This is a genomic window from Magnetococcales bacterium, from assembly GCA_015232395.1.
In the GTDB taxonomy this organism is placed as follows: domain Bacteria; phylum Pseudomonadota; class Magnetococcia; order Magnetococcales; family JADFZT01; genus JADFZT01.
The window spans coordinates 92,341-116,155 of the sequence record JADFZT010000004.1; the positions used below are offsets into that span (position 1 = coordinate 92,341).

General features: G+C 56.1%; 23 protein-coding genes. 7 read left to right on the forward strand and 16 right to left on the reverse strand.

Annotated features, from left to right (window positions below; translation table 11 throughout):
- Positions 1-41: 41 nt before the first annotated feature.
- The 14 genes from HQL52_02415 to HQL52_02480 all read right to left on the reverse strand — a co-directional run bounded on the left by HQL52_02415 (position 42) and on the right by HQL52_02480 (position 14,243).
- Positions 42-1,229: a hypothetical protein gene (locus tag HQL52_02415; protein ID MBF0368286.1), complete on the reverse strand. Its 1,188-nt coding sequence runs from the start codon at positions 1,227-1,229 to the stop codon at positions 42-44.
- Positions 1,222-1,914 (reverse strand): hypothetical protein, encoded by a 693-nt coding sequence (locus HQL52_02420; GenBank protein MBF0368287.1) that lies wholly within the window; start codon positions 1,912-1,914, stop codon positions 1,222-1,224. The genes HQL52_02415 and HQL52_02420 overlap by 8 nt, the downstream gene beginning before the upstream one ends.
- A gap of 4 nt (positions 1,915-1,918) precedes the next feature.
- The gene (locus HQL52_02425; protein MBF0368288.1) at positions 1,919-3,541 is read right to left on the reverse strand and encodes a TolC family protein; all 1,623 of its coding nucleotides are present in this window, start codon (positions 3,539-3,541) and stop codon (positions 1,919-1,921) included.
- A gap of 122 nt (positions 3,542-3,663) precedes the next feature.
- Positions 3,664-4,551: a complex I NDUFA9 subunit family protein gene (locus HQL52_02430; protein ID MBF0368289.1), complete on the reverse strand. Its 888-nt coding sequence runs from the start codon at positions 4,549-4,551 to the stop codon at positions 3,664-3,666.
- A 182-nt stretch (positions 4,552-4,733) separates the two neighbouring features.
- On the reverse strand, positions 4,734-5,264 hold the full coding sequence (locus tag HQL52_02435) for a hypothetical protein (GenBank protein ID MBF0368290.1): 531 nt from the start codon (positions 5,262-5,264) through the stop codon (positions 4,734-4,736).
- 19 nt (positions 5,265-5,283) lie between these two features.
- On the reverse strand, positions 5,284-6,561 hold the full coding sequence (locus tag HQL52_02440; GenBank protein MBF0368291.1) for a DUF4340 domain-containing protein: 1,278 nt from the start codon (positions 6,559-6,561) through the stop codon (positions 5,284-5,286).
- Between the two features lie 32 nt (positions 6,562-6,593).
- The gene (locus HQL52_02445) at positions 6,594-7,430 is read right to left on the reverse strand and encodes an alpha/beta fold hydrolase (GenBank protein MBF0368292.1); all 837 of its coding nucleotides are present in this window, start codon (positions 7,428-7,430) and stop codon (positions 6,594-6,596) included.
- Positions 7,431-7,572: 142 nt separating this feature from the next.
- The gene (locus HQL52_02450) at positions 7,573-8,034 is read right to left on the reverse strand and encodes a peroxiredoxin (GenBank protein ID MBF0368293.1); all 462 of its coding nucleotides are present in this window, start codon (positions 8,032-8,034) and stop codon (positions 7,573-7,575) included.
- 6 nt (positions 8,035-8,040) lie between these two features.
- Positions 8,041-8,484, reverse strand: coding sequence for an NUDIX hydrolase (locus HQL52_02455; GenBank protein MBF0368294.1), 444 nt, complete (start codon positions 8,482-8,484; stop codon positions 8,041-8,043).
- Positions 8,485-8,753: 269 nt separating this feature from the next.
- Positions 8,754-10,541, reverse strand: coding sequence for a single-stranded-DNA-specific exonuclease RecJ (gene recJ, locus HQL52_02460; protein MBF0368295.1), 1,788 nt, complete (start codon positions 10,539-10,541; stop codon positions 8,754-8,756).
- Positions 10,538-11,683 carry a hypothetical protein gene (locus HQL52_02465; protein MBF0368296.1) on the reverse strand — a complete coding sequence of 382 codons (1,146 nt, stop codon included), beginning with the start codon at positions 11,681-11,683 and terminating at the stop codon, positions 10,538-10,540. Before HQL52_02465 ends, recJ begins: the two co-directional genes overlap by 4 nt.
- A 262-nt stretch (positions 11,684-11,945) precedes the next feature.
- Complete coding sequence (locus tag HQL52_02470; GenBank protein MBF0368297.1) at positions 11,946-12,440, reverse strand: DUF992 domain-containing protein; 495 nt, start codon at positions 12,438-12,440, stop codon at positions 11,946-11,948.
- Between the two features lie 587 nt (positions 12,441-13,027).
- Positions 13,028-13,288: a hypothetical protein gene (locus tag HQL52_02475; protein ID MBF0368298.1), complete on the reverse strand. Its 261-nt coding sequence runs from the start codon at positions 13,286-13,288 to the stop codon at positions 13,028-13,030.
- 694 nt (positions 13,289-13,982) lie between these two features.
- Positions 13,983-14,243, reverse strand: a complete 261-nt coding sequence (locus HQL52_02480) for a hypothetical protein (protein MBF0368299.1) — start codon at positions 14,241-14,243, stop codon at positions 13,983-13,985.
- Positions 14,244-14,639: 396 nt separating this feature from the next.
- Between HQL52_02480 and HQL52_02485 the strand changes: the two genes are divergently transcribed.
- The gene (locus HQL52_02485; GenBank protein ID MBF0368300.1) at positions 14,640-15,164 is read left to right on the forward strand and encodes an alpha/beta hydrolase; all 525 of its coding nucleotides are present in this window, start codon (positions 14,640-14,642) and stop codon (positions 15,162-15,164) included.
- Between the two features lie 222 nt (positions 15,165-15,386).
- Here HQL52_02485 and hspQ read toward each other — a convergent pair whose 3' ends face one another.
- Positions 15,387-15,710, reverse strand: coding sequence for a heat shock protein HspQ (gene hspQ, locus HQL52_02490; protein MBF0368301.1), 324 nt, complete (start codon positions 15,708-15,710; stop codon positions 15,387-15,389).
- A gap of 20 nt (positions 15,711-15,730) precedes the next feature.
- Positions 15,731-16,183: a hypothetical protein gene (locus HQL52_02495; GenBank protein ID MBF0368302.1), complete on the reverse strand. Its 453-nt coding sequence runs from the start codon at positions 16,181-16,183 to the stop codon at positions 15,731-15,733.
- Positions 16,184-16,575: 392 nt separating this feature from the next.
- On the opposite strand from HQL52_02495, the gene HQL52_02500 reads away from it, so the two are divergent.
- From HQL52_02500 to HQL52_02525, 6 genes are all read left to right on the forward strand, one after another.
- Positions 16,576-19,866: a hypothetical protein gene (locus tag HQL52_02500; protein ID MBF0368303.1), complete on the forward strand. Its 3,291-nt coding sequence runs from the start codon at positions 16,576-16,578 to the stop codon at positions 19,864-19,866.
- 4 nt (positions 19,867-19,870) lie between these two features.
- Complete coding sequence (locus tag HQL52_02505) at positions 19,871-20,494, forward strand: YdbL family protein (protein MBF0368304.1); 624 nt, start codon at positions 19,871-19,873, stop codon at positions 20,492-20,494.
- On the forward strand, positions 20,479-21,240 hold the full coding sequence (locus HQL52_02510; protein MBF0368305.1) for a capsular biosynthesis protein: 762 nt from the start codon (positions 20,479-20,481) through the stop codon (positions 21,238-21,240). Before HQL52_02505 ends, HQL52_02510 begins: the two co-directional genes overlap by 16 nt.
- Before the next feature lie 42 nt (positions 21,241-21,282).
- On the forward strand, positions 21,283-21,696 hold the full coding sequence (locus HQL52_02515) for a YjbQ family protein (GenBank protein MBF0368306.1): 414 nt from the start codon (positions 21,283-21,285) through the stop codon (positions 21,694-21,696).
- Positions 21,697-21,773: 77 nt separating this feature from the next.
- On the forward strand, positions 21,774-22,769 hold the full coding sequence (locus HQL52_02520; GenBank protein ID MBF0368307.1) for a methyltransferase: 996 nt from the start codon (positions 21,774-21,776) through the stop codon (positions 22,767-22,769).
- 241 nt (positions 22,770-23,010) lie between these two features.
- Complete coding sequence (locus tag HQL52_02525) at positions 23,011-23,673, forward strand: metalloregulator ArsR/SmtB family transcription factor (protein ID MBF0368308.1); 663 nt, start codon at positions 23,011-23,013, stop codon at positions 23,671-23,673.
- Positions 23,674-23,815 lie beyond the last annotated feature (142 nt).

Sequence of the window (23,815 nt, forward strand, 5' to 3'; positions counted from 1 at the left end):
TGATCTTGCTTTGGCTTAACTGTTTCTATTCGCCAAGCCCCCTAATTACAGGGGCTGCTCTCCCGCAACGATTCTACCATGGAGCGGGCGTGGTCCACTGAGAGACCATTCTCCAGGGCTTCGTTCAACACATCCTGAAGCACACCGCTATCCCCGGAATCCTTCACCCCATTTAAAACCGCATCCAACGCTTCCTCCACGGTGAGATCGTTCTGCACCGCCTGACTCAACAGCAGAGAAGCATTCCCCGGATCCGACGCCACCGCTTCGGCCAAGGCGTCCCGGGATGCCTGCACCTGTACTTCCGCTTCTTGGGCCACATCATTTTGGATCAGCTCCACCAGCGCCCCCAGATTTTCCCCGCCAGCCCCTTCTCCACCTTCGGATCCCTCACCACCAGCCTCACCTTCACCGCCCCCTTCACCCGGGCCGGAATCACCCTCGCCGGAGCCATCCCCAGAGCCGGTGTTACCCTCGCCACTCCCTTCACCAGAGCCGGGATCTCCCTCGCCGGAACCTTCCCCCTCACCAGAACCTTCTTCACCGCTATCGGTCTTTTCGGTGACCTGCTCTTCCCCCGTCTCCTCTACGCTCTCTTCCCCGGCTTCCTCGCCACTCTCTTCGCCAGCTTCTTCACCAGAAGAGGCCACGCTGCCGGTCGTCGGGGTCGTGGTGGAGCGATCGCCAGCAGGGGTCGCCATGAAGGTCGTCGCCTGACTTTGACCACCCTTCATCGCCACTTCCATCATCTGGGACAGACTCGCATTCACCTTCGGGGTCGAGGCCGCCAACCCCTTCGCCTCTTCAAATCCAGGATCAATCTCCGCCGCCTTGTCAAACGCCAGACGCGCTTCCCGATATTGACCCTTGTCAAACAGATCCAGACCCACCGAAAAAGCCACAAACGCTTTAATGTTGGTGGTCTGGGGCTGCTCCAGGGATTTCGCTACCGCGGGGGGAAGATCTGACTTGGAGATCCCCATCTGGGTCAAAATCGACCCCACCATCTGCTTTTGGACCTTGAACAATCCCTGCACCGAGCCGGTATATTCCTTCGACGCCACAGCGTTCCCGGAGACCGAGTCATACACCGCACTCCCCAGCCGCAGGGAATCATCCGCCGCCTGAAGGGAGGTCAGGGGCAGACCCGCCAGCGACCCGGCCACCACCAGCCCCAGACCCACAGAGCGAAACAGAGACAAATGAGAGCGGCTTCGATGGTTATTCAACGGCATACTCCCCAAGCACCAGGCGCTCCGCCCGCAACATGCGGCCCGTCTTGACCTGGGCATCCTCACGCACCAGGCCCGATTGGGAAAGCTTGATCTCATCCAACAATTTTTGCAGCTTGCCCCGCTCCAAAACCTTCAATCCAGGCACCTTCGACAGATCTGCGATGATCAGCGCCATCAAACCCTTGGAAAGCACGTTGTATTTGGATAGACCCTCGTTTTCAAAAGGAAAAACCGCAATCGCCCCCGGCTCCGGGGGGTTGTCGGAAAGCTGCTGCTCAAATTTCATCAACGCCGCCACCGACTGCTTGCGCTCCTCTTCCTGCAGCAGGGTCAAGCGACCGGGAATGCCGTTCTTTTCAGCACCCGCCGGATCCACCCGCTGATAGAGCTGCCACTGCTTGATCGCCGCCTTGCCGTTGCCCTTACGAAGCTCCAGCAGCCCCATATAATAAGCTGCCCAGGGGTTTTCCGGCTCCCCCTTCTGCACCTTCCTGAACTGCACAATCGCCTTGTCAAACTTGTTTTCCCGAAACAGCTGCACACCCTTTTCCAGCGTATCCCCAGCCGCCAAAGCCGGGGTGACCGGATCCACCAAACCAAGCACTGCGGCTATAAAAAGCAGAAGCACGCCTCTTAAAACCGAGCCCCAAAAACCCTCCAGGTGGATTTGTCCGTTCATGGCGTCACTTAACCTCTGAATCCTCTTTTTCAGCCATTGTCCCATCTTCTTCTGCCGTCATACCGCTTTCAGCAGGCTCCAGGTTGATCTCCCCACCCTCTTCTTGGAGTGGAAATGAACGCAATAAATCCGGCAATTCACCCTGCCGCTGTTGTACCGCTGCGGTCAGGGTTTGCAGGTCATTTCCAGCGATCTCCAAGGGCAGCGGATCGATACCCAGGGAGTGGTAAAGACGCCCGACAGAGCCTTGAAATTCCGCATAAACCGCACCGGTTTTCATCTGCGCGGAAATATTTTCCATCTTCCGCTGAATCTCCGCCATCGGGTGGGTCTTGCCAGCCTTCGCCGCTGCCTGGGCATGCTTGGCGCGGCGCTGGTGTACCTGATAAAGATCCCGGGCGACTTGATACTCCTCTTCCAACAAACGGCTGGAGCGCTCCGCCAGATGCAGCTGGGTCACCACCGCCATGGCGGTCACCAACCCCCGCATTTCGTTCAGCTCCTTTTGATTCTCCGCCATCTGCAACATCGTCGGACCCGAAAGCAAAGAAAGAACGTTCCAGGCGATATTGACCCCGGCATCGGCCCAGGATTGATTGACCTGAAACTTGTTGGAGTCATAGTTGCCAGCCAAACTCAGCTCGATCCCCGGCAAAAGACGCAGCAGGGTCTTGCGAATTTCAAAACCGTCAATACGCTCCTGATACTGGTTTTCCCGCATCTCCGGACGCAACGTCAGGGCCATCACCTCCAGCTTCATCATCTCCAGATCATCTTCCGGCAGCGGCAACGGATCAGCCTGGCCAGGCTCCAACTTGAAGGCGACTCCCGGACGCAGATTCATCAGGCTTGCCAGCTCCTGTCGCGCCAGCATTTGATCACGCCGCAGGGATAAAAGCTGTTGCAGGGTTTGCAGCAATCCCTGCTGAAACTCCAACGCTTTGTCCGGCGACTGGCTCTGCTTTTTTTCCATCTCCCGGGAGCGCTTCAAGGCGGGATAAACCTCCGCCAGCAAGCCATCCACCCGGGGAAGCAGGCGTTGGGCGTTCCAGGCCCGCCAATACGCAGTCCGCACCTCCTCCATCAGGTTTTGCAACGCCTTGCGACGCTGCTCTTCCACAATGAATATCTGGTCCGCCTGCTGCTTGGCTGAATAGTAACTCACCCCAAAATCCAGCACGTTCCAAGCCAGACGCATATCCGAAAGAAAACGATTGCGCTCCGAAGACAACGACGGATCCACCGACTCAACCCCCGTCGAAGTCGCTTCGCTGGTGGAAAGCGCATCGTTGGAACGATGGCTGTAGCCCGCCGAGGCCGCCAAAGACGGCAATAAATTATGCTCCGCCGCATCCAGTTGATCGTGGGCCAGGGCTTTTTCCATCATGTAAACCCGGCTGCCCAGATTAAACTTGATCGAACGGGCAATCGCATCGTGGAGGGAGAGGGGAGCCGAAACCAGATCCTGCTCCGAAAACATCTCCACCAGCTTGGCCTGCGCCCGCTCCCTCGCCAAATCCCGGCTGATGGGATCCGGCGTGATCGAACAACCTGCCAACGTCAAACCCAGAAGGGCCAACAGGGCAGGGCGGGGAAAGTTCCTGAAAGTTTCTTTCAAAGGTGTCATGACGGTTCTTCTTCTTGTCATCAATAGGTACATTGTACCGGGTGTTAGAAAATATTTCCGATTTTTTTCCAGTCCAACTTAACAGACCGAAAACCAATCTTTAAAGCGATTACCTTTTTGGCTTACGGGCCGAGGTAATCCCGAATCCCATCGGCAAACCCCCGTGGTATCATATTAAAATCATTCCAGGGTGGTGTTTGCCCGCAGATATTGTCTTCTTGGGCCATGATCACTTGATCTTGGGTAATGGGGGGCTTCTGCAAGATGCGCTCCACGATAGCCGCCTCCAGATTCAATATCGAAAACGGCAGCCGCAAACGCAACCGCCGCTTACCCATGGCCTTGAGAATGGCATCCATGATCTGGGAAAAGGTCAGTTGGTCGGGGCCCCCCAGCTCAATGGTGCGGCCAATGGTTTCAGGGGCCTCCAGGGTGTGGCAGACAAAACGGGTGACATCCTCCACCCACACCGGCTGCATACGCCCCTTGCCGTCACCCAGAATAGGGACTGCCGGACTTAAACGGGCGAGCTTGGCAAACTGGTTGGCAAAGTCATCGTAGGGGCCAAAAATCACTGACGGGCGAAAAATGGTATAGTCGAGGCCACTCTCCCGAACCGCTTCCTCTGCCAGCCATTTACTCTGATGATAACGACTGGCCGCCCCCGCCCGGGTTCCCAGGGAACTCATCTGCAGGTAACGCTTCACGCCAGCTTTTTGGGCCGCTTCAATGACATTGAGGGTGCCTTGCCGGTGCACCTTATCGAAGGTCAACCCCTTGGGCTCAAAGAGAATCCCCACCAGATGGATCACCTGGGTGACCCCTTCCATGGCTGCATGGAGCTGATCAGGATTGAGAACACTGCCTGGGTGGATGTCGATATCCGGAAAGGCCGGATCCTTGCGAACCAGAGGATGGCGCGCAAACCCACGAACTGATTTTCCTGCCTTTAGCAGGTGTGGAATCAAGGATGACCCCACAAAACCGGTGCAACCCGTGACAAGAATCATGATCCCCCCCTTGTGGCTTCCAAAGAAGTTACCCCCAAAGCGCTGGTTTCACCATCCTTTACGAACTTAATCAACAAAAAAAAAGCGGAATGCTCTCTCCAACCGGGAGAAAATGAACAAAAAAATAGCGGAAAGTCCTGCATGGCTGATCAACCTGGCTGATCGGAGAGACTCATATCAGTTTAATCAGTCGATTCCGGATCGGGTTCGGAAGCGGGGGAGGGAGTAGGAAGGTCAACGGAATAATGATCCAAAAACCAGCCGATCACTTCATGGGTCTGGTTTTGATAGTCAGCGCGGATTTTTTCCAAACCTGCAACGGCTTGTTCAAAAAGAGCACGATCCAGCTTTCCAGCATCAAACTGGCGCTCGCATTGGGCGACAATCTCCCCCAAACGGGACGCCACCCCCCCCTCCTGATCCAACGCCGCATGCACATCGGCCAGAGCCTCTCGAAAAGTGGGCTGAACTTCCGGCGCTGGTGGGGGGAGGGGTTTTTCTGCTTCAAGAGCCCGGCTCAGGGCTTCCAGAGAGGGCTTTTTTTTGCGCACCCCCTTGAGCAAATAGTCGCTGAGGGGCACCCAGTCAGTAGGCGGGGTAGGCAGCGCATTCAAGGTCTCTTCGGTGACGGCAGGCCGTTTTTCAACCCGCACGCCTTTCAGGATATAATCTGTGAGCGGAACCCAACCAGCTGAATTATCTCGGGAACTCATGGCCTCAACCATCCCCCCTCTAAGGCGCCTTCCCGTTAAAAAGTGCGACCATAGCCTTTTCCATGGCTTGTGATTGCAACACCGTCAGCAACAGTGACCGAGGACGACCTGGTGGTGCGAGCCGCAAAAGGGCTCCCTCTTTCCAGAACGGCACCTGGAGGCGCTTTCCCCCCACATCTACCGTCACCATCAACCATGGATCAGCCACCCCTTTTGATTCTACTCCTTTCCAGGCCTCTTGGACCAGACTCTTCCAAATCGTTTCCCAGTGGGAATTGGGCCATTGGCCTGCTGTCGGTGACACCCTCAGTCTACGTCCCTGAAAAGCCAGAATTAACTGCTCTGGTGTTGTCAGGATGTCCAGAGGATGGTGGGAGATAAAATCCAGGGGTGATTTGGCGAGATTTTCGGTCAGATGGGAAAAGAGTGTCAAGGCATCGGTCTCGCCTGAGCGACGAGCCAGGAGTTGTTCTCCCTCCAGCCAGAAAGTCACCCGACGACTGTGACCCATCTGATCCGTAAGCGTCATGACCCAACCGTCCCCTTCCGGAGGAGACCCGGCCTTAAAATCCGACCCCATCGCCAAGGTGAAATCGTTGACCCAAGCCCCGGCAGCTTGATCCCCGGCCCGATCAACAAAGGGCTCCTGGAGCCACCAACCACCCGCCCCATCACCCTTTTTTTCCAGCACCAACTGGACATCCCCCCCTTTTTCCAGCCTGACCCGTTGGGGAACCTTTCCCTCAAAATCAGCGAACAGCCGCTTGTCCCGCAATTGGTTTATACTCAGCTCCAGCCCCAGGAGATCCCCCTTGGGCAAGAGTACCAACGGCCCGTCATCCCCCAGCAACAGATAGCGCTTACCTCCCGCCGGGCTCTCCTCTCCCAGGGTGAGGGTCTGACTCTGCCCCCTGGCCGTTGCCACGCTGAGCCTGGCTTGGGGGGGAATCAGACCAAAAGAAGCCGCATCACGAACCTCTTCAACAATCCGTCGATCATATTTTTGATCCAGCACCCCCAGAAGAGCCGCCACCCCATCGGAATCAGCTCCACCCACCAGCTGCACAGGCTCGGTGATTCGCCACCCCCGGGCCTCCTTCATGAGGGCGATCACCTGCTGTTGCCGATTGGTCAACCGAACCCGAATCACCTCTTGAGGAGCGATAGGGCTCACCTGACGCGCTTCCTCCAGCAGGGCTTCTTCGACCTCTTCCATCTGGCCAATCCACCACACCCCGCCACCTCCCCCAATGAGGAGGAGTAGCAAAAACAGATTGATCCACCAACCTTTGGCCACTCAAACCTGCTCTTTCCAAGCCACTGATAGCCCTACCGGTCGTTTCGGGAAAAGCAGGACGCAACAAACGCTTCAAGGTGCGCTTCGGCAAAGGGGCCGGAAGCGGCAAAGCCGTCGTGATGGTTGCCATCACTCTCAAGCAGGGTTTTCGGGGAAGTGGCCGCAGCGAACAGCTTTTCCCCATGATGAAAAGGGATCACCTCATCTTGCCGACTGTGGATCACCAGAAGGGGGGAGGAAAGGTCAGGGATACGCTGAAGATTATTAAAGTGCACCCGGGTAAGAGCCCGCACCGGAAAATAGGGATGAAGCTCCCCGGCCAGATCAGCAATCCCGGTAAAACACCCTTCCAGAATCAACCCGCCCGGAGGATGTTCCATAGCCAGATTCAGGGCAGGCCCCCCTCCCAGGGAGTGGCCATAGTAGAGAATGTTCCGGGGGTGAAGCGCGCGCTCATGGACCAGATGCTGAAGGGCTGTCCGGGCATCTGCATAGAGCCCCGCTTCCGAAGGCTTGCCCCCGCTCAATCCGTAGCCCCGATAATCAAAAGCCAGCACCCCAAGCCCCAGGCGCTGGAAGAGTTTTATATGGGCCTGGAAATCAGTCAGATTACCGGTATTGCCATGAAAAAAAAGCACCACCGGCCCCTGAAGCCTGCCCGGGATCATCCAGCCATGGAGTGTGATGCCATCTCTTTCAAGCCGAAGGGTTTCAAAAGGCATCCCCCAATCCCCGGGATCCCCACGCAACCCCTTGGTAGGGCGAAATATCCGCCACTCCTGAAAGAGATAGAGGAAAAGAGTCCCAGCCCCGTAGATAAAAAACGGGACAAAAGCCAGCCACCAGCTTTCAAACGCATTCAGTCCCATATTCACAAAAGTGTGGAGCACAAAGAGAGAGCACAAGCAGGAAAAACAGCAAAAGAATGGCTTCCCATAGGATGGAAATCACTCCCCCTCAAACGGTATCGATCCACTGTCGCCCCTCCCAAAGTTTCCTGACTGACAGGGCTCAACCAAGCCCATCCAGCACCTTTTGAGCATGCCCCTTGGTCTTCACCTTGGCATAGACCGTTTGCACCTTGCCCGAGCCATCCACCACAAAAGTGGAACGCACGATCCCCATGTAGGTGCGACCGTAATTTTTTTTCTCCTGCCACACCCCAAACGCCTCACAGAGTGCCCCCTCCTGATCGCTCAACAGGGTAAAGGTGAGCCCTTTTTTTTGGCAAAAGTTGCTGTGGGATTTGACTGAATCCTTGGAAACACCGATTATTTTCAGCCCTTTCTCTGCGAAGGCTCCCTGCAACGCTTCAAAATCCACCGCTTCCAACGAGCAGCCGGGGGTGTTGTCCTTGGGATAAAAATAGATCACCGCGCCATGGGCACCCAGCAGTTCAGAAAGCTTGCGTGGGGTATCGCTCTGGTCGGGAAGGGTGATATCAGGCAGGGGGCTGCCCACTTCAAGCAACATGGTCGTTCACTCCTGGTCAGAGGTGGTTTGATCGCGACCAGCCAAAAAATCAGGCAGCCTGTTCATGATGATGCGCAATTTTTTTTCTTCCATCCGCTCCATCGCCTCCTCAAGTCCCATCCAGGCCCGGTCACGGAAACTTTCCATCCAGTCGTCCAGCACTTTTTCGACCTCCATGACGAAGACCTGCACGTCACACGTGCCGCCCCATTTGTCATATTTGTAGGTGCCGATGGGGGATTGGGACACTTTTCCCTGGACACCGGCCTCTTCCAGGGCCTCCTTGGCAGCGGAATCCGGAGGGATCAAGTTCGGCTCGATGATGCCCTTGGGAATCACCCATCGCCTTTTCTTGCGGGAGGTGATCAACAATATTTTCAGCTCTCCCCCTTCCTGCCTACAGGGAATCACTGCGGATTGTTGGTAATAATAATCAGGATGTTCTTGCATGGGCGCTCCTTTTTGGAAAAGGTCCTGCCGGGGCCTGGCCGGCGGATTGGTTTTCCACGCATGGCTGTTCTAAAATCGGCTGATCCCAACCAGGGGGTCACCCCGGATACGTTCAGGATGACCGCCCCTTCTCCCCTCTACATCAGGTAAACAGGATAATCCTTTTCCCGAAGATGGGATAGGCTCTTGGCCCCGAACCCTCTTTCCTCCCCCCAGCTCCCCTTTAACACCGCCGACGAATCCCCTTCAATGCCACCAGTCACACCCCGTCAACGCCGCCGACCACCCTTGCCGCTTCCAGGTGCCGACCAGCGGGCATCCTTGACGTTAAACTGGATCGTTTCCCGCCCCTGGAAGTGGTTGATGCTCAGGGTTCCCGCCACATCCATCTCCCCCCCCTGCATGAGCCCCTCTCCCAAGGGACCGGGCAGTATGCGAAAGGCGATGGCGTCGAGATTCAATCCTTTCGCCCCCAACAACCGACACTTGACGTGACGATCCTTCAAGGCCCGACTCGCCACCACCCGTACCCGCTCCAGGATGAAAATCGGTTCCGGATTGCCACGACCAAAGGGATGCAACCGGCTCAACCCTTCCACCACCGCCCGGTTGGCCTGGCTTGGAGGAAGGGACGTATCCACAACAAGGGTGGGATGAAACATTTCCGGGGGATTGTTCTCCCGCAACGCCTGGTCAAAGACCTCCCTGAAACCATCGACATTTTCCTTGGCAATCGTCACTCCAGCCGCAGCCCGATGGCCGCCAAAACCTATGAGGTGGGTCTCAGCCGCTTGAATCGCAGAGAGAAGATCAACCCCTGAGATAGAGCGTCCCGACCCTTTGCCCTCACCCTTTTCATCCAGGGCAATCACTATGGTGGGGCGGTGAAATCGTTCGGCAATGCGGGAGGCGACAATCCCCACCACGCCAGGATGCCACCCCTCCCGGGCCAAAACCAACCCCCGGTGGGACTCATCCAGTTTTTCATCCTCCACCCAGGCCATGGCTTCAGCCAGAATGCGATCCTCAATGGCCCGCCGCTCCCGGTTGGCAGCTTCCAGCTGTTCGGCGATCTCCTGGGCCAACGTCTCATTTTCGGTGCTGAGAAGCTCCAGCCCCACCCCCCCGTCACCCAGCCGTCCCCCGGCGTTGATACGTGGCCCCAGATGAAAACCCACTGAGCCTGCGGTCAAAGGCATCCGTACCTTGGCCCGTTCTATCAAGGCATTCAAGCCAACGTTGGCATTTTGCTCAGCCAGTTTAAGGCCCATGGCGACCAGGGGGCGGTTTAAACCGGTGAGGGGAGCGATATCCGCAATGGTGCCCACAGCCACCAGATCCAGCAGAGTGCGTAAATCCGGCTCTGGCTGATTGTCACCAAACCAATTTTGGCTGCGCAACTCCCGATTGAGAGCCATGGTGAGATAAAAGGCGATCCCCACCCCGGCCAATTCCTTGTGGGGAAAGCTGTCTCCAGGGCGGTTGGGATCGATGATGGCCACCGCTTTGGGGAGTTCATCCAAAGCCTGATGGTGATCGGTGACGATGACATCCAGTCCCAGGTCGGCGGCCACTTCCAGCGCCTCCACAGCCGCAATGCCGCAATCGACGGTGATGACCACCTGGACCCCTTCCTCGGCCAGCAGTTTCATGGCTTCGGGGTTGGGGCCGTACCCTTCGGTGAGACGGTTGGGAATGTAGGGTCGCACCTGACGTCCCAGCGCCCGGAAATAGCGGACCAAAAGGGCTGAGGAGGTCACTCCGTCGACATCATAATCCCCGAATATGGCGATGGATTCAGCCTCCATCACCGCCCGGGCCAGACGCGCGACGGCCTCCGGCATTCCCAAAATATCCAAGGGATCAGCCAGCTGTTTCAAGCGGGGGGTGAGAAATCCTTCCACCTCTTCACGGGTGTCCAAACCACGGCTGGCGACAATGGGACCGAAATGCACCGCAAGCCCCATATCCGCCACCACCTGCTGGTGCCAGGGCTCTACCTGGGCACGGGGTTTCCAGCGTTTACCGCTTAAGGAGAGAGGATCTTCTACCATCATGAAAGCCACCGGCTGCCAAAAGTCGTTGCATCCAAAGCATCCCCCCCGGCCCAATCAGGCCGCCGTTTGAAAAGAGTGGAGCGGGTGAGGTTTTTTCCTGAAGCGGCGACCCAAGGCACTGCCCCATCCACCCCATGGCCCTGGTCAGAGAGGGTAAAATGACCGCTAATAATGAGGGTATCGTCCCTTTTGGCCAAGTGAGCCGCCAAAGGTTCCAGAAATGCCCGGCTCATGCGGGAAATTTCTTCCCGCCGCTTATCATGAAGCCCGTGACGCGCCAAAATAGCCGGTGCCCTCAGGTGAAGGATGGTCGATTGATTGTGGCAGGCCTCAAGAAGAGACTCTATCCGGTCAGGCTGGGTTTCCGTTTCGGCGTCAATAAGGGTCGGGGCAAAACCGGCAACACGGGCCAGGCCAGCCACCACTGGATCGCTGGTCAAAAAGCTCCCCCGAGTCGGTGGCGGGACCACATCCAATCCCTCTGATGCCGGCCCTACTCCCCACAGCCAAGGGGTATTCACCGTGAGTCGCCCATTTTCAGCGCGTTGGCGATTGATGGGGTGTCGGGCCAGGAGGAGTTGGCCTGCAATCAGGAGTTGATTGATTTTGGCACCGTGGACCCCCTTGGGAAGCCGATCCAGCATCGACTCCCCCTCCAAAAGCGCCAGATCACGGGTCTGAACGGCATGAATTTCGGGGTGGGAGAGGAGAAGATGCTTTTCCGGAGTGGCGTGCAGCTGCCACCCCTCATCCCCAAACATTCCCCCCAGATCCCCAACCAGATGGTCGATCTCCCCAGGAGAAAGGCCAGTACGCTGGGGAGAGACAAAGACCAACCGATCTTTTTCCTGGCGCAAGTGGGTAAAACCAAGGCGGCACCAGCTCCATTTTGGCTCGGGATTCAGACCAAGCCCCAAAGCGGCCAGATAGCCCAGTGGCACATCTCCCCCCTCTGGCGCCATAAAGGGCAAACCAAGCATGGCCGCAATGCCTGCACCCAGCTCCGGTGGGGTTTGGTCCGAGGCAAAAGCCACCCGACCAAACGCACCCCCGCTGCCGATACGGCTCAAAATGGGGCAGATCTTTTCCGGGGCGGGATCTCCCTCGGCAGTCAGACCATCGATGAGGATGATGAGAGACACGGTTTTAGTGGTGTGGGGAAAAGGCGTTGGGTGGCCCCAGCCAGATCAGGTTGTGAAAAAAACTGGGGCCGGATCGATTCAACGCGAAGATCGAAACAAAATAATCAAAAAATGAACAGTCAGATATAGCCATCATTCAAAAAAAACATCCGTTTGGGACCAACAGGGAAGAGCGGAAAAAAAATCCATGGGGGATATCAGACCGGGGGTGTCACCCAAAACGGCGACACCCCCGGAAAAGCCTGTCAAACAGATAAAAACATCAGGGAGCGGGTTGCAAAGAGAGATAGCTCAACCCGGCTGCGGCACCCAAACCCGTGGAACCTTCCAGGGCCAGAGGTTGCAGGGAGATGTTTTTGTTGCCGCCACCGACCAACACCTGAACACCGGTTCCCACACCCACGCTGGCAGAAGCCTTGGCACCAAAATATTTGCCCGCCAGAACATGCTGGCCCATGCGGATGTCGCTGGTGGAACCCAAAACCGTAAAGAGGATGGTTTCGGCAGGATTCCATTCCAGGTTCAGGCCCAGCCCCACACCGCTCTCACCGGTATAACGCTCCATCCCCCGGGAGGAGGTGAATTCGCAGCCTACATAAGCCACAGAGTGGATCAACAGGTTGTAGCCACCAGGCAGCTGGCGACAGGTGAGGATACCGATCTTAACACCGGATTCGGTTTCTGCCCGAGCGGTACCGGGCAAAGAAAACGCTGTCAAGCCAACCAATACTGCGATCATTGCATAGAACTTTTTCATCATTTTTCCCCTAAAGATAAAGGATTTCCCCCCAAAAACCCACTTTTGCCCATCGGGTTGAAACTGGAAGGCACTGTTTGAAACAGTAACCGCCATAGGGAACATCAGTTTTGCAAAAAGGTCAAGTGGATGGCTCTGATAATCACACCGAAAGCGATGCCAAAAAACCTTATGTCGCTGAAATATTACGCAATATAGCGTGTATTATCAGGATGGATTTTACTGCATTTGTGACCATTCACCCCCATTTGGAGTCGGTGTATTTTTTGCTTCACAACACCTCGATATGGAGAAACGGACAGAGGGGAAGGTTTCGGCCGACAAAAAAGGAAAATGGCAAGTGGATGGGGCCACATTGATGGAAGGAGGGTGCCCCCCACAATCAGTCGTAGATGAAAGCTGGTCTTAGGTGCTCCATATCACTGGATGTGGCCGAAATTTTGGGGATCATCCGATAAGTTGGATTCGATGGCTGCGGAATCCAGATATGGCTCGTATTCGTCGGGGAGGGGATCCAGACGCACAGGTCGATGGTGGAACTGTCTGGAGAGAGGGGGAGAAAAAATGATGGCGGGATAGTGAAAGCCCTATCCTCCATGGGAGGCGGCTTTATCAACGGGATAGAGAGGCTCCCAGGGCTGGAATTGGGAACAGTCACCCTTATCGTTCAGAAGATCCTGATTATAAATTTCCCGACACATCTCCCGATGACGGCAATAGGCGCCCTGAGCACAGTTGACTCCCACCCGGTGGTGCCGGCCCTTCCGACGATTGGGGAGAGGCCGTTGTTCAGCGAGAGGACCGATAAACAAGGCCGATAAGGGAAGTTTGTCTATTTTTTTCATCATGCCGGTTCCACCCAAGAGTTCATCATGTCAGCTGTATTCGGTCCCGGGCTATACCCCGGATCGCTTGCAAATAACAGCACAATAATGATGCAGACCCAAATAATTTGGATGGTTGGGTGTGGATGGGGTGGGAGAGTCTGATGGCAATCTGCCAGGAGATTAATATTCGGCTGCCCAGCAGGATATCAGCACTTTTCAAGCCTGACAGTCTGGTTCACATGGCGAACGGACACGGCATCGACAATCAGACGCCTACAACGCCAGGTTTGGTGTTCATAGGGCCGGTCCCCCGTCCTCCTCTCATTGAACCGGCCTTCAGAGGTGACGACAGGCAGGGTCTCTTTTTAACGACATATCTGTATGGCGTAGCGATAGCGCCAACCTTATTTGAGTTCCTTAAACCTAAATCCGGCAGTTGGGGGTACGCACATGCAAAGCCTCTTGATCCACCAAGCCAATCGGGAGAAAGTCTTGTGACCAAAATGGTGCCGGCGATTTTTCCCAAGTCACTCTGCGAACCAATATCCTGCACGAGCTACATACGCTCAATTGCCGGATTTAGGTTGAACCAGTTGATGATCCCGGATCCACTGGGAAGTTGGAGGATTTGCACCCAAAGGGCACAAAAACACTCTCGTGCCACCCCTGTTGATCCAACAAGCATCAAACCGCGTTCCCACAGAACGGAATCTCATCAGGCTGCCAGTTCCGATTTATCCATCATCTCCATCAAGCGAACTCTCAGGCGATTGGGATCTACATCCGCCAAATCGCAAACCAGTTTAAAATTGTGGCCGCCATTGCGGATCCAACTGCGGGCTTTGGACATCTCCAGGGAATTCCCCTCACCGAGAGCATCCTGAATGGCCCGGATCAGTACCGTCTCCCAAAGTCGGGTTTCAGCACTTTTGGGCACGTCGTTTCCCAAAGCCAATCCATAGGAAGTTTCGTGCATGATCATTTCTCCTCTTTAAACGGTCTTTTTGTTTTTCAGTTAAACGGGTCTGGAGCTCTTATCCATATTCAAAGTTGATTCTGATCAAATTCCTTTGTCAGGGTTAACTGCAAAATGTGAACCAAACAATTTAACGTATTGATTATATTGAATATTTATTGGTTTCAATGGGGCTTTTCTGCGGCAAACCCCGATTTGGACCCACAAAAGTGTAAAAAATAGATTACACTGCTGTGGCGCCTTCCAATATATCTCTTTGTTTTTTAAGTTGAAAAAATATTTTACAGCCCGTTTTGTCAGTGTGTAAAAATTTATTTCACTTCCGGAATCCCCCCCCAATCGCCACCTTGAAGAGATCCCAAAACAGCCACCTTTACAGTGCGGATTTTTGCAACCATGGCCCAACACACGCATCAAATCTTTTTTGCCCACGGCAAATCGGGAACCCCCTGGGGGAGTAAAATCCAGCGTTTGGCAGACTTGGCCAAAGAACGGGGCTTCGAAGTGGAGAGCCTTGATTACCAGGGCATTACAAGCCCGGATGATCGGGTGCAAAAACTATTGGATCGCGCCCCGGCCCCCTCAGGGCAACTGCTCCTGGTGGGCTCCAGCATGGGGGCCTATCTTTCCATCGTGGCCTCTGAAAAATTGCGACCGGACGGTCTTTTTCTATTGGCTCCAGCTATCTATAAACGTGGATATGCCATTCAGGATCCAGTTCCCCACTCCCCCCTCACAGTGGCTGTTCACGGCTACGGGGATGAGGTGATCCCCGTAGCAGATGCCATCCGCTTTGCCCAAAAACACAAAATCCGCCTGCATCTGGTAGATAGCGGCCACCGACTCCTGGACGCCATGCCGTTTATCGAAAAGGCTTTCGGCTGGTTTCTGGATGAGGCTATGAAAAGGGGAGAGGATTAATCGAGAACTTTGGGGAGTGCTTGGCTTGATTTTATTCTTATAGGGTAAACAGAGGAAAAATTTTCGAGAGAGTTGAGGCGGATCTCTCGATAGAGGTGGTCCATGCTCTTTTTGGGGAGGGGTGAACCCAGGGTTCTGTTGTGTGGATAGTCGGGGAAAAAGGGCTGGAAAGAGGCCTTAAGGTAAAAAGGGGAAATCAGAAAGCCCCCCGGTCTGGAAAGATTAATGGTTGGGGGTTTTGGAGAGATAGACTCCCCCTTGATAGCGATTAAAAAAGAGACCCAATTTGGGGTGATCAATGGGATCCCGGGTGCGGTCGGAGACGAGATTGCGTTCGGCCACATAGGTCTGGTTGGTACTCTTGTCCACCAGCACCTGATACCAGGGTTGATCCTTGGGTGGGTGAGAACGGGCCACTTCGTCATACCACTGCTCAGTGCCCTGAAACGAAGCATCCACATCCACCACCACCCCACGATAATCAAACAGATGGTGGTAGACGATTTGACCGACAAAAAATTTGGCGTCCTGGTCTTGATTGTTCAAAATTTTTCTCTCACCATACCCTACAAAAAACGTCCGGAAACAGCAGTCAGCACCACCATGATTCCCAGAATCAGGTTAACCAGCATAAATTTGCGAATACGCAGGATATACATACCCGCCTCAGGAAAAAGCTCCTGACGGATCATGCGCTTGAGGTGTTGATAGGGGCTGAAGAAAACGCTGACAAAAATCACGATCATGGTCCAGCCCAGCCCCTGCATGATGATGACATGCAGCGCCAGATCGGTAAATCCACCGAAATAGCTCACCACCATCCAGTAGCCACTGGCCGGAAGCAAAATCGCCACACACCAGACCACCACAAAAAACCGCCCGAGAATCTGGGTCCAGAGCTTCACCCGGAGAGTCAATTCCAAATCCTGGGAAGAGGGCCTGACAACCACATGGGCAAAAAACATGCTCCCGACCCAAAAGACGGCAGCCAACAGATGAAGTGTGATGGCAGCAGCCATACCCGACACTCCCCAAAGTAAGGATGGTATTGAATCAGGGCTTGGAAACGCCCTCGCCAGCGGGTAACAAAAGTGGCTTGGTTCCCGCGCCCTGATCAAACAGGAGCGGTAGAGTGCCCCAGGCCGATAGTGGATAATTGCTCAAACCCTCCATTTAAAACCATAACACACCCCCCCTCAAACGTCCCCCCCAAACATCCTCCCCAACCCCCTTTTTTTCCCCGTCTTCCCCTGGCACCGATGCCAGGCCACCCCTTTGCCAATAGAGTTGAACCTGGAAAGAATAGTCCCCTCGACCTCTCATATAATCTGCTAGAATTGACTATTTGGATCCTTTTGCAAAAATTTCAGGATAACGGGGTTCGGTTTGATGGTGGGAGCGTAGCGGTTCCATGGGTTTGACCCTCAAAAAACTGGCCAAATGGCTGATGCGACTGCTGATCAGCGGCGCCATTTTGCTGGCCATAGCCCTCTCTTTGGCCCTATTCCTGCTGTTGAATGACCCTGCCCGGGAAAAAATCCTCCTCCAGGTGGCAGAGCGCTCCGGTTGGCAAATGACTGTTAAAAAAGCAGGATTTGTCAGTACCCCTCCGGGATTGTGGCTGGAAGGGGTCGGGCTTTTTCGGCCCGGGGAGCATCGTTTTTCTGCCGAGCGAATCCTGGTAGGGCTCTCTTTGGAGAGTTGGATGGAGGGGCGCATTCCCGCGCTGGAGCTTGATCACCCCCGTATCGAGCTGCACCCACCATCCGATTCCGAGCCATCCCCTCCAGTAGACAAAAGCCCCCCACCCCCTGAAAAGCCACTTCTCTCCTGGCCCATTTTACCCCTGGATCGGTTGGAAATTCGTAACGGTGCTCTCCTTCCCGAAAGCCCGGAAGGGGTGGATTCAGTGGAAAAATGGGGGCTCGTTCAGATCGATGCCACCGGGGAAAATCTATCTGCTGCCGGGATAGATCTGGCCTTTGCCGCCGAAGGTCTCCCCGGGGGATCGATCCACGGCATGCTCCACCTGACGGAAAAAATTCGCCTGGTGGCCCGAGCGGAAAAAGCCCCGCTGGTGCCTCTGCTACGCCTCTTGGGAATAGCCGGAGAAAGAGGAGAGCTGGGGGTGGATATGGAACTGACGGTGGATCCCGGGGGGTCGGTGGAGGTGACAGCCCAGGGGGGTGTGGCCCGATTGCAGCTGGCGGGAGGAGGGGAGGCGGACTTTGCCTTTTCAGTCCGCTCCCGGCCTGGGGAGGTGGTTTTCCAGGGGGAGGGGGAGGCTCTTCCCCCAGGCGGCCTTAAACGGGCTCCGGTGACCTTGAAAATCATCGGCCAGCAGCAGGCTGATTCATGGCGAGTGGCCCCCCTTCAGGCCAAAGTGGGGAAACTGGCCTATTTTTCCTTCCAGGGAGAGGCTTTCCCCAACCCCCATCTGCAAGGCAACATCACCCTCATCGACCCGGACGGCTTGCGGGCTTGGCTGGGCATGGCACCTCTGAAAGATATTGATCTGAAAAACGGCCCCCCCTGGCAGATAGCCCTGCAAGTGGACGATAGCTGGCAACAGCCCCGCTGGCAGGCAAACATCCAGACCGGTCCGGATCAGCTGAAAGCAGGAACCACCGTGATCAAAGGGCTTGAGAGTCACATTGATGCGAGTGGGGTGGTGGGGGAAACCACCATACCTATTCAATTTCGTCTGTCATCCCAGCGCCTCACCACGCCCCCATACCAAACCCAAGGGATCGTGACCCAGGGAAAGCTGACACTCGATATCCCCACCAACGCCTGGACCCTGGAACAAGCATCATTGCAAGGTGCCCTTCTGGACCCCTCCCAAAATGATCCCACCTTAAAATCCCGATTGATCCGCTGGCAAGGCCACGCCCGTGGCGATACCCAAGGGATCACCTCCCAAGGAAAAGTGGCTTGGATGGGGGCAAAACTGGATCTAAAACTGAACCTTCCCAAAAACCAAGGCCCCCACATCCAGGTGGTCATTCCCCAGGCTACCCCCCTCGCCATCCCCCAGGCCCTCCCCCCGGGCGTGACCTTGAAAGGGGAAGCGGGTGGAAAAGTCCATGGCAAGCTGGCCCTCACTCTGGGCGTTCAACAGGGGATGACCGGTCAAATAGAGGCCACCATCGCCCAAGGAAGCTGGGTGCCCCCCCCAACCCCTGATACCGATTCGAATACTGAGGGGGTCAATGGGGATGCTGACGAGCCCCAGGAGTTGTTTTTGGAAGGGGTGGCTGGCTGGCTCCAAGGCACCTTCCGTCTGGATAAAAGCGGGGGAGGGGAGGTGGATGGACAATTCAAGCTCTCTGCCGGAGAGTGGCTGGCGGGTTCCCACTATGGGGATTTGGGGCTGGAACAACCGGCGGGCAAGGGAACCTTCCAGTGGCCAGGCAAGACCGGGTGGTCTTTGACGGGAGATCTCTCCTCCCGGGTGCTACCCAAATTTTCCATCAAGATCGCCCCCAAGGGGAATGGCTATTCCGGACGGGTCGCACTGAAAGGGGCGAACCTGGAAGCCCTTTTCGTCACCTATCTCCAGGAAGCCCTTGCCATCGATGCGCCGGATTGGGCTTCAGCCCAGATGGGGGGGGCGTTGGATATGGAACTTGATTTCAGCCATACCGGCCAAGGTAATCCCCGGCTTAAAGGCAAAATGGCTCTGCAGGAAGGAAAATTTACCGCACCCGGTGGAGGATGGGGGATAGAAGAGATCGAACTGGAGTTGCCCATCTCTCCAAAAAGCGCTGGCAAACCATCCTCTACGGGTCGTCTCACTCTGACTGGGTTGCAGGCGGGGGCGGTCTCCCTGCCACCGGTTAAGACCCAGCTACACCTCCATGGGGACCAACTGGTTTTTCCCGGGGAGGTGGTGCTGCCCTTGTTTGGGGGTCGACTGTCGATCAAGGAGGTGGAGTGGGTTCGGATCTGGTCGGGTGAGCCACATCTCGTCATGGGATTAAAGCTCGACGACCTGGATCTGGATCTGCTGGCCCAAGCCTTCGATCTGCCTCAAAGCGGTGGTAGCCTACAGGCTGATTTTCCCTTGCTAAAGTGGCGGGGAGGGCAGTTACGCACCCGGGGGGAGTTGCGAGCGGATCTCTTCGGCGGCCATATTCGAGTCCATGAGATCGGCGGCGATGGATTACTCACAAGCCTACCCCTGTGGGGAATGGATGTGACGGTGGAAAAATTGGATCTGGAAGCCCTCACCAGTCGCACCGATGTGGGCAAAATCCAGGGGACACTATCCGGGGGGGTGAAACGCCTGGTGATGGCCGGAGGAGAGCCGGTCTCGTTTGATGCGGAGCTGGCCAATGTGGACGGTTCAGCCCCCCAGATGATCAATGTCAAGGCGATCCAAAATATCCAGGCGTTGGGCTCCGGTGGTCCCATCGCTGCTTTGGAGCGGGGGCTCTTTTCCTTTTTCGAAAACTACCGCTATCGCCGATTCGGCTTTAAATGCCGGTTAAGAAACGATACATTTCACCTGAAGGGTGTCGAGGAGATCAAAGGTCGGCACTATCTGGTACTGGGCTCCCTCTTGCCCCCCCGGGTGGATGTCATCAGTCACAATCCGATCATCGCCTGGAAGGATATGGTGGAACGCCTGCAACGCATCGGCTTGGCCGATGGCCCCACCATTGGAGATGACCCGGGAACCTTGAAGGAAGGAGAGTAACAAAATGATCAAAAAAAGCCCTATAAACTGGCTTTTCTGGCTGTTTCCCCTGTTTTTGACCGCCTGCGTCACGGTAAACGTCTATTTTCCCGCTCCAGCCATGGACGAAGCGGCGGAGCAGATGGTTCGGGAAATTTGGGATGGCCTGGAAACCCCCCAAGAGAGTCAAAGCTTGGAGTCTGAAAGCACGCCAGGCCCCCAAAGCCATCTGAACGCCACGGGTCTGATCACCGCCTTTCTGGATTGGACCACCCCCTCAGCCCATGCAGGGGGCGCGGATATCAATGTTTCCACCGCCGCCATCCGCCAGTTGAAGGATCGACTGAGATCCCGGGCTTCCAAGGAACTACGCCCCTTTTTCCACAGTGGCGCTGTAGGAATCGACAAGCGTGGGGATCTGACGGTGCGTTCCGAAAGCGGCCTCTCCCTCAAGGATCGCAGTCGTTTGCGTCGCCTGATCAAAGCCGACAATCAAGATCGGGAATCGCTCTATCGGGAGATCGCCCAAGCCAATGGCCACCCGGAGTGGAACAGCGACATTCGGGACCGTTTTGCCAGACAGTGGCGGGAACAAGCTCACTCAGGATGGTGGGTACAGCTGTCGGATGGACAATGGCAGCAGAAATAGCCGGACCCCTGAAGGGGCTGATTGATCTGCACTGTCACATTGTGCCGGGCATCGATGATGGTGCCGGGGATCTGCGGGAAGCCCTGGGCATGGCTCGGATGGCGGCTGGCATGGGTACCGGCACCCTGGTGACCACCCCCCACATCAACCCTGGAGCCTTTAACAACACCCCGGAATCCATCGCCCAGGCAGCGGAAGCCTTCCGAATCAAGCTGGAAGAGGCCGGAATCAAGCTCGATTTTGGCCATGCCGCCGAAGTGCGCCTGGGCCCCTGGGTGAACACCATGATCAGCCAGGGCAACCTCCCCTGTTACAACCAAACCGGGGAGCGGCGCTATTTTTTGTTGGAATTTTCCAATCAGGGAATCGACCCGGCTGATGCCTTTTTGGTGGATAACATCCTGCGCCAAGGCTATCACCCCATCATCGCCCATCCGGAACGCAACCGCTCGGTACGCCGGGATCTCAACGCCCTGGCCCCCTTCATGAAAATGGGCTGCCTGTCCCAGGTCACTGCCGGATCGCTTTCCGGCGGTTTTGGTTCCAGCGTTGCCCGCACGGCGGATGCCCTCCTGGAAAGAGGCTGGGTGCATCTTCTCGCCAGCGACGGCCACGGCTTCAATCAGCGCCAGCCGGTGCTTTCCGATGGGGTCCGGGCAGCCGCCCAGGTGGTGGGTTTTGAGCGAGCCAAAAAGATGGCTCTCGATACTCCCCGGGCCATCCTGAACGGAGAGCCGGTCAGCTGAAGCGGAAAATCGTTCGGCGGCTGTGTGGAAGGGAGACCACCCATGCGAAAAATCTTGACCATTCGCACCCACCAGCGGGAAATGTTGCTGGATATCACCCAGGAGGTGACACGTATCGTCCAGGATTCCGGCATTGGGAATGGTTTGGTAGCGCTCTATGCCCAGGGGGCTACCGGGGCGATCATGATCCAGGAAAATTGGGATGAGAGTGTCCAGACCGATGTGGTCCACTTTTTGGCCAAGCTGATTCCCCAAGGGGTGTGGCTCCACGACAAGCAGGATGGTAACGGCGATGCCCATCTGAAAGCAGGGCTCATCGGCCCTTCGGAAACCATTCCCCTGATTCAGGGTGAGTTGGGCCCCTCCCGCTGGCAAAACATTTTTTTCTGCGAGTTTGACGGCCCCCGGCAAGAGCGTCAGGTGGTCTGCACCATTCTGGCTGACAGCTCTCCCTGAATCCGCTGTGACTCCCTTGTCCCACCCTCGGGAGCGATGAAACCGGAACATCCAGACCCCCGATCAGGAGTTTTCCCATGAATCCACAGGAAATCATTCGGCTGGCCAATGGCTTTCGCACCTCCCAAGTGATTCTCACCGCCCACCATCTGGGGGTGTTCGCCATTGTCGGGGAGGAGCTGATCACCGCTTTTCAGGTAGCCGAACAGACCGGCGGGGATCCCCGGGGGATGGCCATGCTGCTGGATGCCCTCTCTGCCCTGGGATTGCTCACCAAAGAGGAACACCGCTACCGCCACACCCCTTTGGGGCTCAAACATCTACACCCTTCGGGAGAAGCCTACATGGGGGCCTCCCTCACCCACCTCCATGATCTCTCCAAGGTGTGGTCCCTCCTGGGTGAAGCGGTCATCCAAGGCGGCTCGGTACGCCCCCCGGAAAAAAACCTGCTGGAAGACCCCGAAACCAACCGGGGATTTATCCAGGCCATGGCCCAAATCGGCAGACCCAATGCTCGGATTATCGCTGAAACCCTCGATTTTTCCCCCTATCACCGCCTTTTGGATCTGGGCGGGGGGCCCGGCACCTATGCCATGGAAATTCTCCGGCGCAATCCCCAGATCACAGGGGTGGTCGTTGACCTGCCCCTGACGCTGGAAGTGGCCCGGGAGGAGATTGCCAAGGAGGGATTTCAATCCCGATTGGCTCTGCATCCGGTGGATTTTTTCAACGATACCGACTCTTCATTGGGGGAGGGGTTTGATGTGGCCCTCATCTCCAACGTGCTCCATGTGGAAGGGGTGGAGGCCAACCGCAATCTGCTCAAACGAACCCACCAGGCCATGGCTGCTGGGGGGATGCTTGTCATCCACGAAACCCTGATCGATGAAACCCGCACCCGCCATCCGGATCGGGCGCTCTTTGCCCTCAACATGCTGCTCAACACGGAGCGAGGGGATTGTTACAGCTTTGAGGAGATCCACTCCTGGCTTTTGGAGAGCGGCTTTCATCAGGTGGAATTTATCGATTGCTTTGAGCTGCCCTCCCTCATGACCGCCATCAAAAAAAACTGATCATGCCAGATTTTGGCCAGGCACATGGGTAGAAGGGGGCTTGATTCCATGTACGGGCCGAGCCACTGCCGGGACCTTTTTTTTAGCCTGGGGCTCGATTTTGGCAGCGCTCTTTCAGCCTTGATCGTCCAAGCGGCCAAAACACGGGATTTTTTTGTGCAAAACCGTTATGATGCTTTTTTCCAAAGACCGGATCGGCTTTCCAGCCACCGGAATAAAGCCCCCCTGTCATTGAGGCACCATGTCGGGCAGTTCCTTTAAAACCGATCTATTCAACCAGTTTGCCCGGGTGGGCAAGGCCCTCTCCAGCGCCCCACGTTTGGAAATTTTGGAATTTTTGGCCCAGGGAGAGCGCTCTGTAGACGCCCTGGCCAAGGTCTCCCACCTGACAGTCGCCAACACCTCCCGCCACCTCCAGGTCTTGAGTCAAGCCGGATTGGTGAGCGGACGCAAAGCAGGTCGCCACGCCTTCTATACCCTGGCAGATGAATCCGTCGTGGACCTGATGACCGCCCTGCGAACCATGGCCGAACGACAACTGGCGGAAGTGGACCGGTTGGTGCGGGATTATCTATCGGTGCGGGACAATCTGGAGCCGATCCCCCGGACAGAACTCATGCGCCGCTTGCGGGAAGGATCGGTCACGGTGCTGGATGTCAGGCCCCCTGAAGAGTATCAGGCCGGTCACCTGCCCGAAGCCCACAACATCCCCCTCAAACAACTGGAAGCGCAACTGGAGAATCTGCCCAAGGAACATGAGGTGGTGGCCTATTGCCGGGGGCCCTATTGTATTCTGGCTTTTGAGGCGGTCGCCCGGCTGCGGGAAAAGGGTTTCAAAGCCCGCCGCCTTGAGGATGGCCTCCCGGAATGGAAGCGGGCTGGCCTTCCCCTTGCCAACGGTTGATCCTCACCCGATTTCCGATCATCCGCCAGCTTCTGTTCGTCATACAGCCCCCCCTGATGGCCCCTCAGGGACACGTCAAGCTCCAAGGCATCCTCTTGAAAATATTGACGTTTCAATCAAATCCATAATCGGAGTCAAGAGA

Coding starts and splice junctions, on each gene's coding strand:
- HQL52_02420 (MBF0368287.1), bottom strand. CDS start 1,914: ATGAACGGACAAATCCACCTGGAGGGTTTTTGGGGCTCGGTTTTAAGA.
- HQL52_02425 (MBF0368288.1), bottom strand. CDS start 3,541: ATGACACCTTTGAAAGAAACTTTCAGGAACTTTCCCCGCCCTGCCCTG.
- HQL52_02430 (MBF0368289.1), bottom strand. CDS start 4,551: ATGATTCTTGTCACGGGTTGCACCGGTTTTGTGGGGTCATCCTTGATT.
- HQL52_02435 (MBF0368290.1), bottom strand. CDS start 5,264: ATGAGTTCCCGAGATAATTCAGCTGGTTGGGTTCCGCTCACAGATTAT.
- HQL52_02445 (MBF0368292.1), bottom strand. CDS start 7,430: ATGGGACTGAATGCGTTTGAAAGCTGGTGGCTGGCTTTTGTCCCGTTT.
- HQL52_02450 (MBF0368293.1), bottom strand. CDS start 8,034: ATGTTGCTTGAAGTGGGCAGCCCCCTGCCTGATATCACCCTTCCCGAC.
- HQL52_02455 (MBF0368294.1), bottom strand. CDS start 8,484: ATGCAAGAACATCCTGATTATTATTACCAACAATCCGCAGTGATTCCC.
- recJ (MBF0368295.1), bottom strand. CDS start 10,541: ATGATGGTAGAAGATCCTCTCTCCTTAAGCGGTAAACGCTGGAAACCC.
- HQL52_02470 (MBF0368297.1), bottom strand. CDS start 12,440: ATGAAAAAGTTCTATGCAATGATCGCAGTATTGGTTGGCTTGACAGCG.
- HQL52_02475 (MBF0368298.1), bottom strand. CDS start 13,288: ATGATGAAAAAAATAGACAAACTTCCCTTATCGGCCTTGTTTATCGGT.
- HQL52_02480 (MBF0368299.1), bottom strand. CDS start 14,243: ATGCACGAAACTTCCTATGGATTGGCTTTGGGAAACGACGTGCCCAAA.
- HQL52_02485 (MBF0368300.1), top strand. CDS start 14,640: ATGGCCCAACACACGCATCAAATCTTTTTTGCCCACGGCAAATCGGGA.
- HQL52_02495 (MBF0368302.1), bottom strand. CDS start 16,183: ATGGCTGCTGCCATCACACTTCATCTGTTGGCTGCCGTCTTTTGGGTC.
- HQL52_02500 (MBF0368303.1), top strand. CDS start 16,576: ATGGGTTTGACCCTCAAAAAACTGGCCAAATGGCTGATGCGACTGCTG.
- HQL52_02505 (MBF0368304.1), top strand. CDS start 19,871: ATGATCAAAAAAAGCCCTATAAACTGGCTTTTCTGGCTGTTTCCCCTG.
- HQL52_02510 (MBF0368305.1), top strand. CDS start 20,479: ATGGCAGCAGAAATAGCCGGACCCCTGAAGGGGCTGATTGATCTGCAC.
- HQL52_02515 (MBF0368306.1), top strand. CDS start 21,283: ATGCGAAAAATCTTGACCATTCGCACCCACCAGCGGGAAATGTTGCTG.
- HQL52_02520 (MBF0368307.1), top strand. CDS start 21,774: ATGAATCCACAGGAAATCATTCGGCTGGCCAATGGCTTTCGCACCTCC.
- HQL52_02525 (MBF0368308.1), top strand. CDS start 23,011: ATGTCGGGCAGTTCCTTTAAAACCGATCTATTCAACCAGTTTGCCCGG.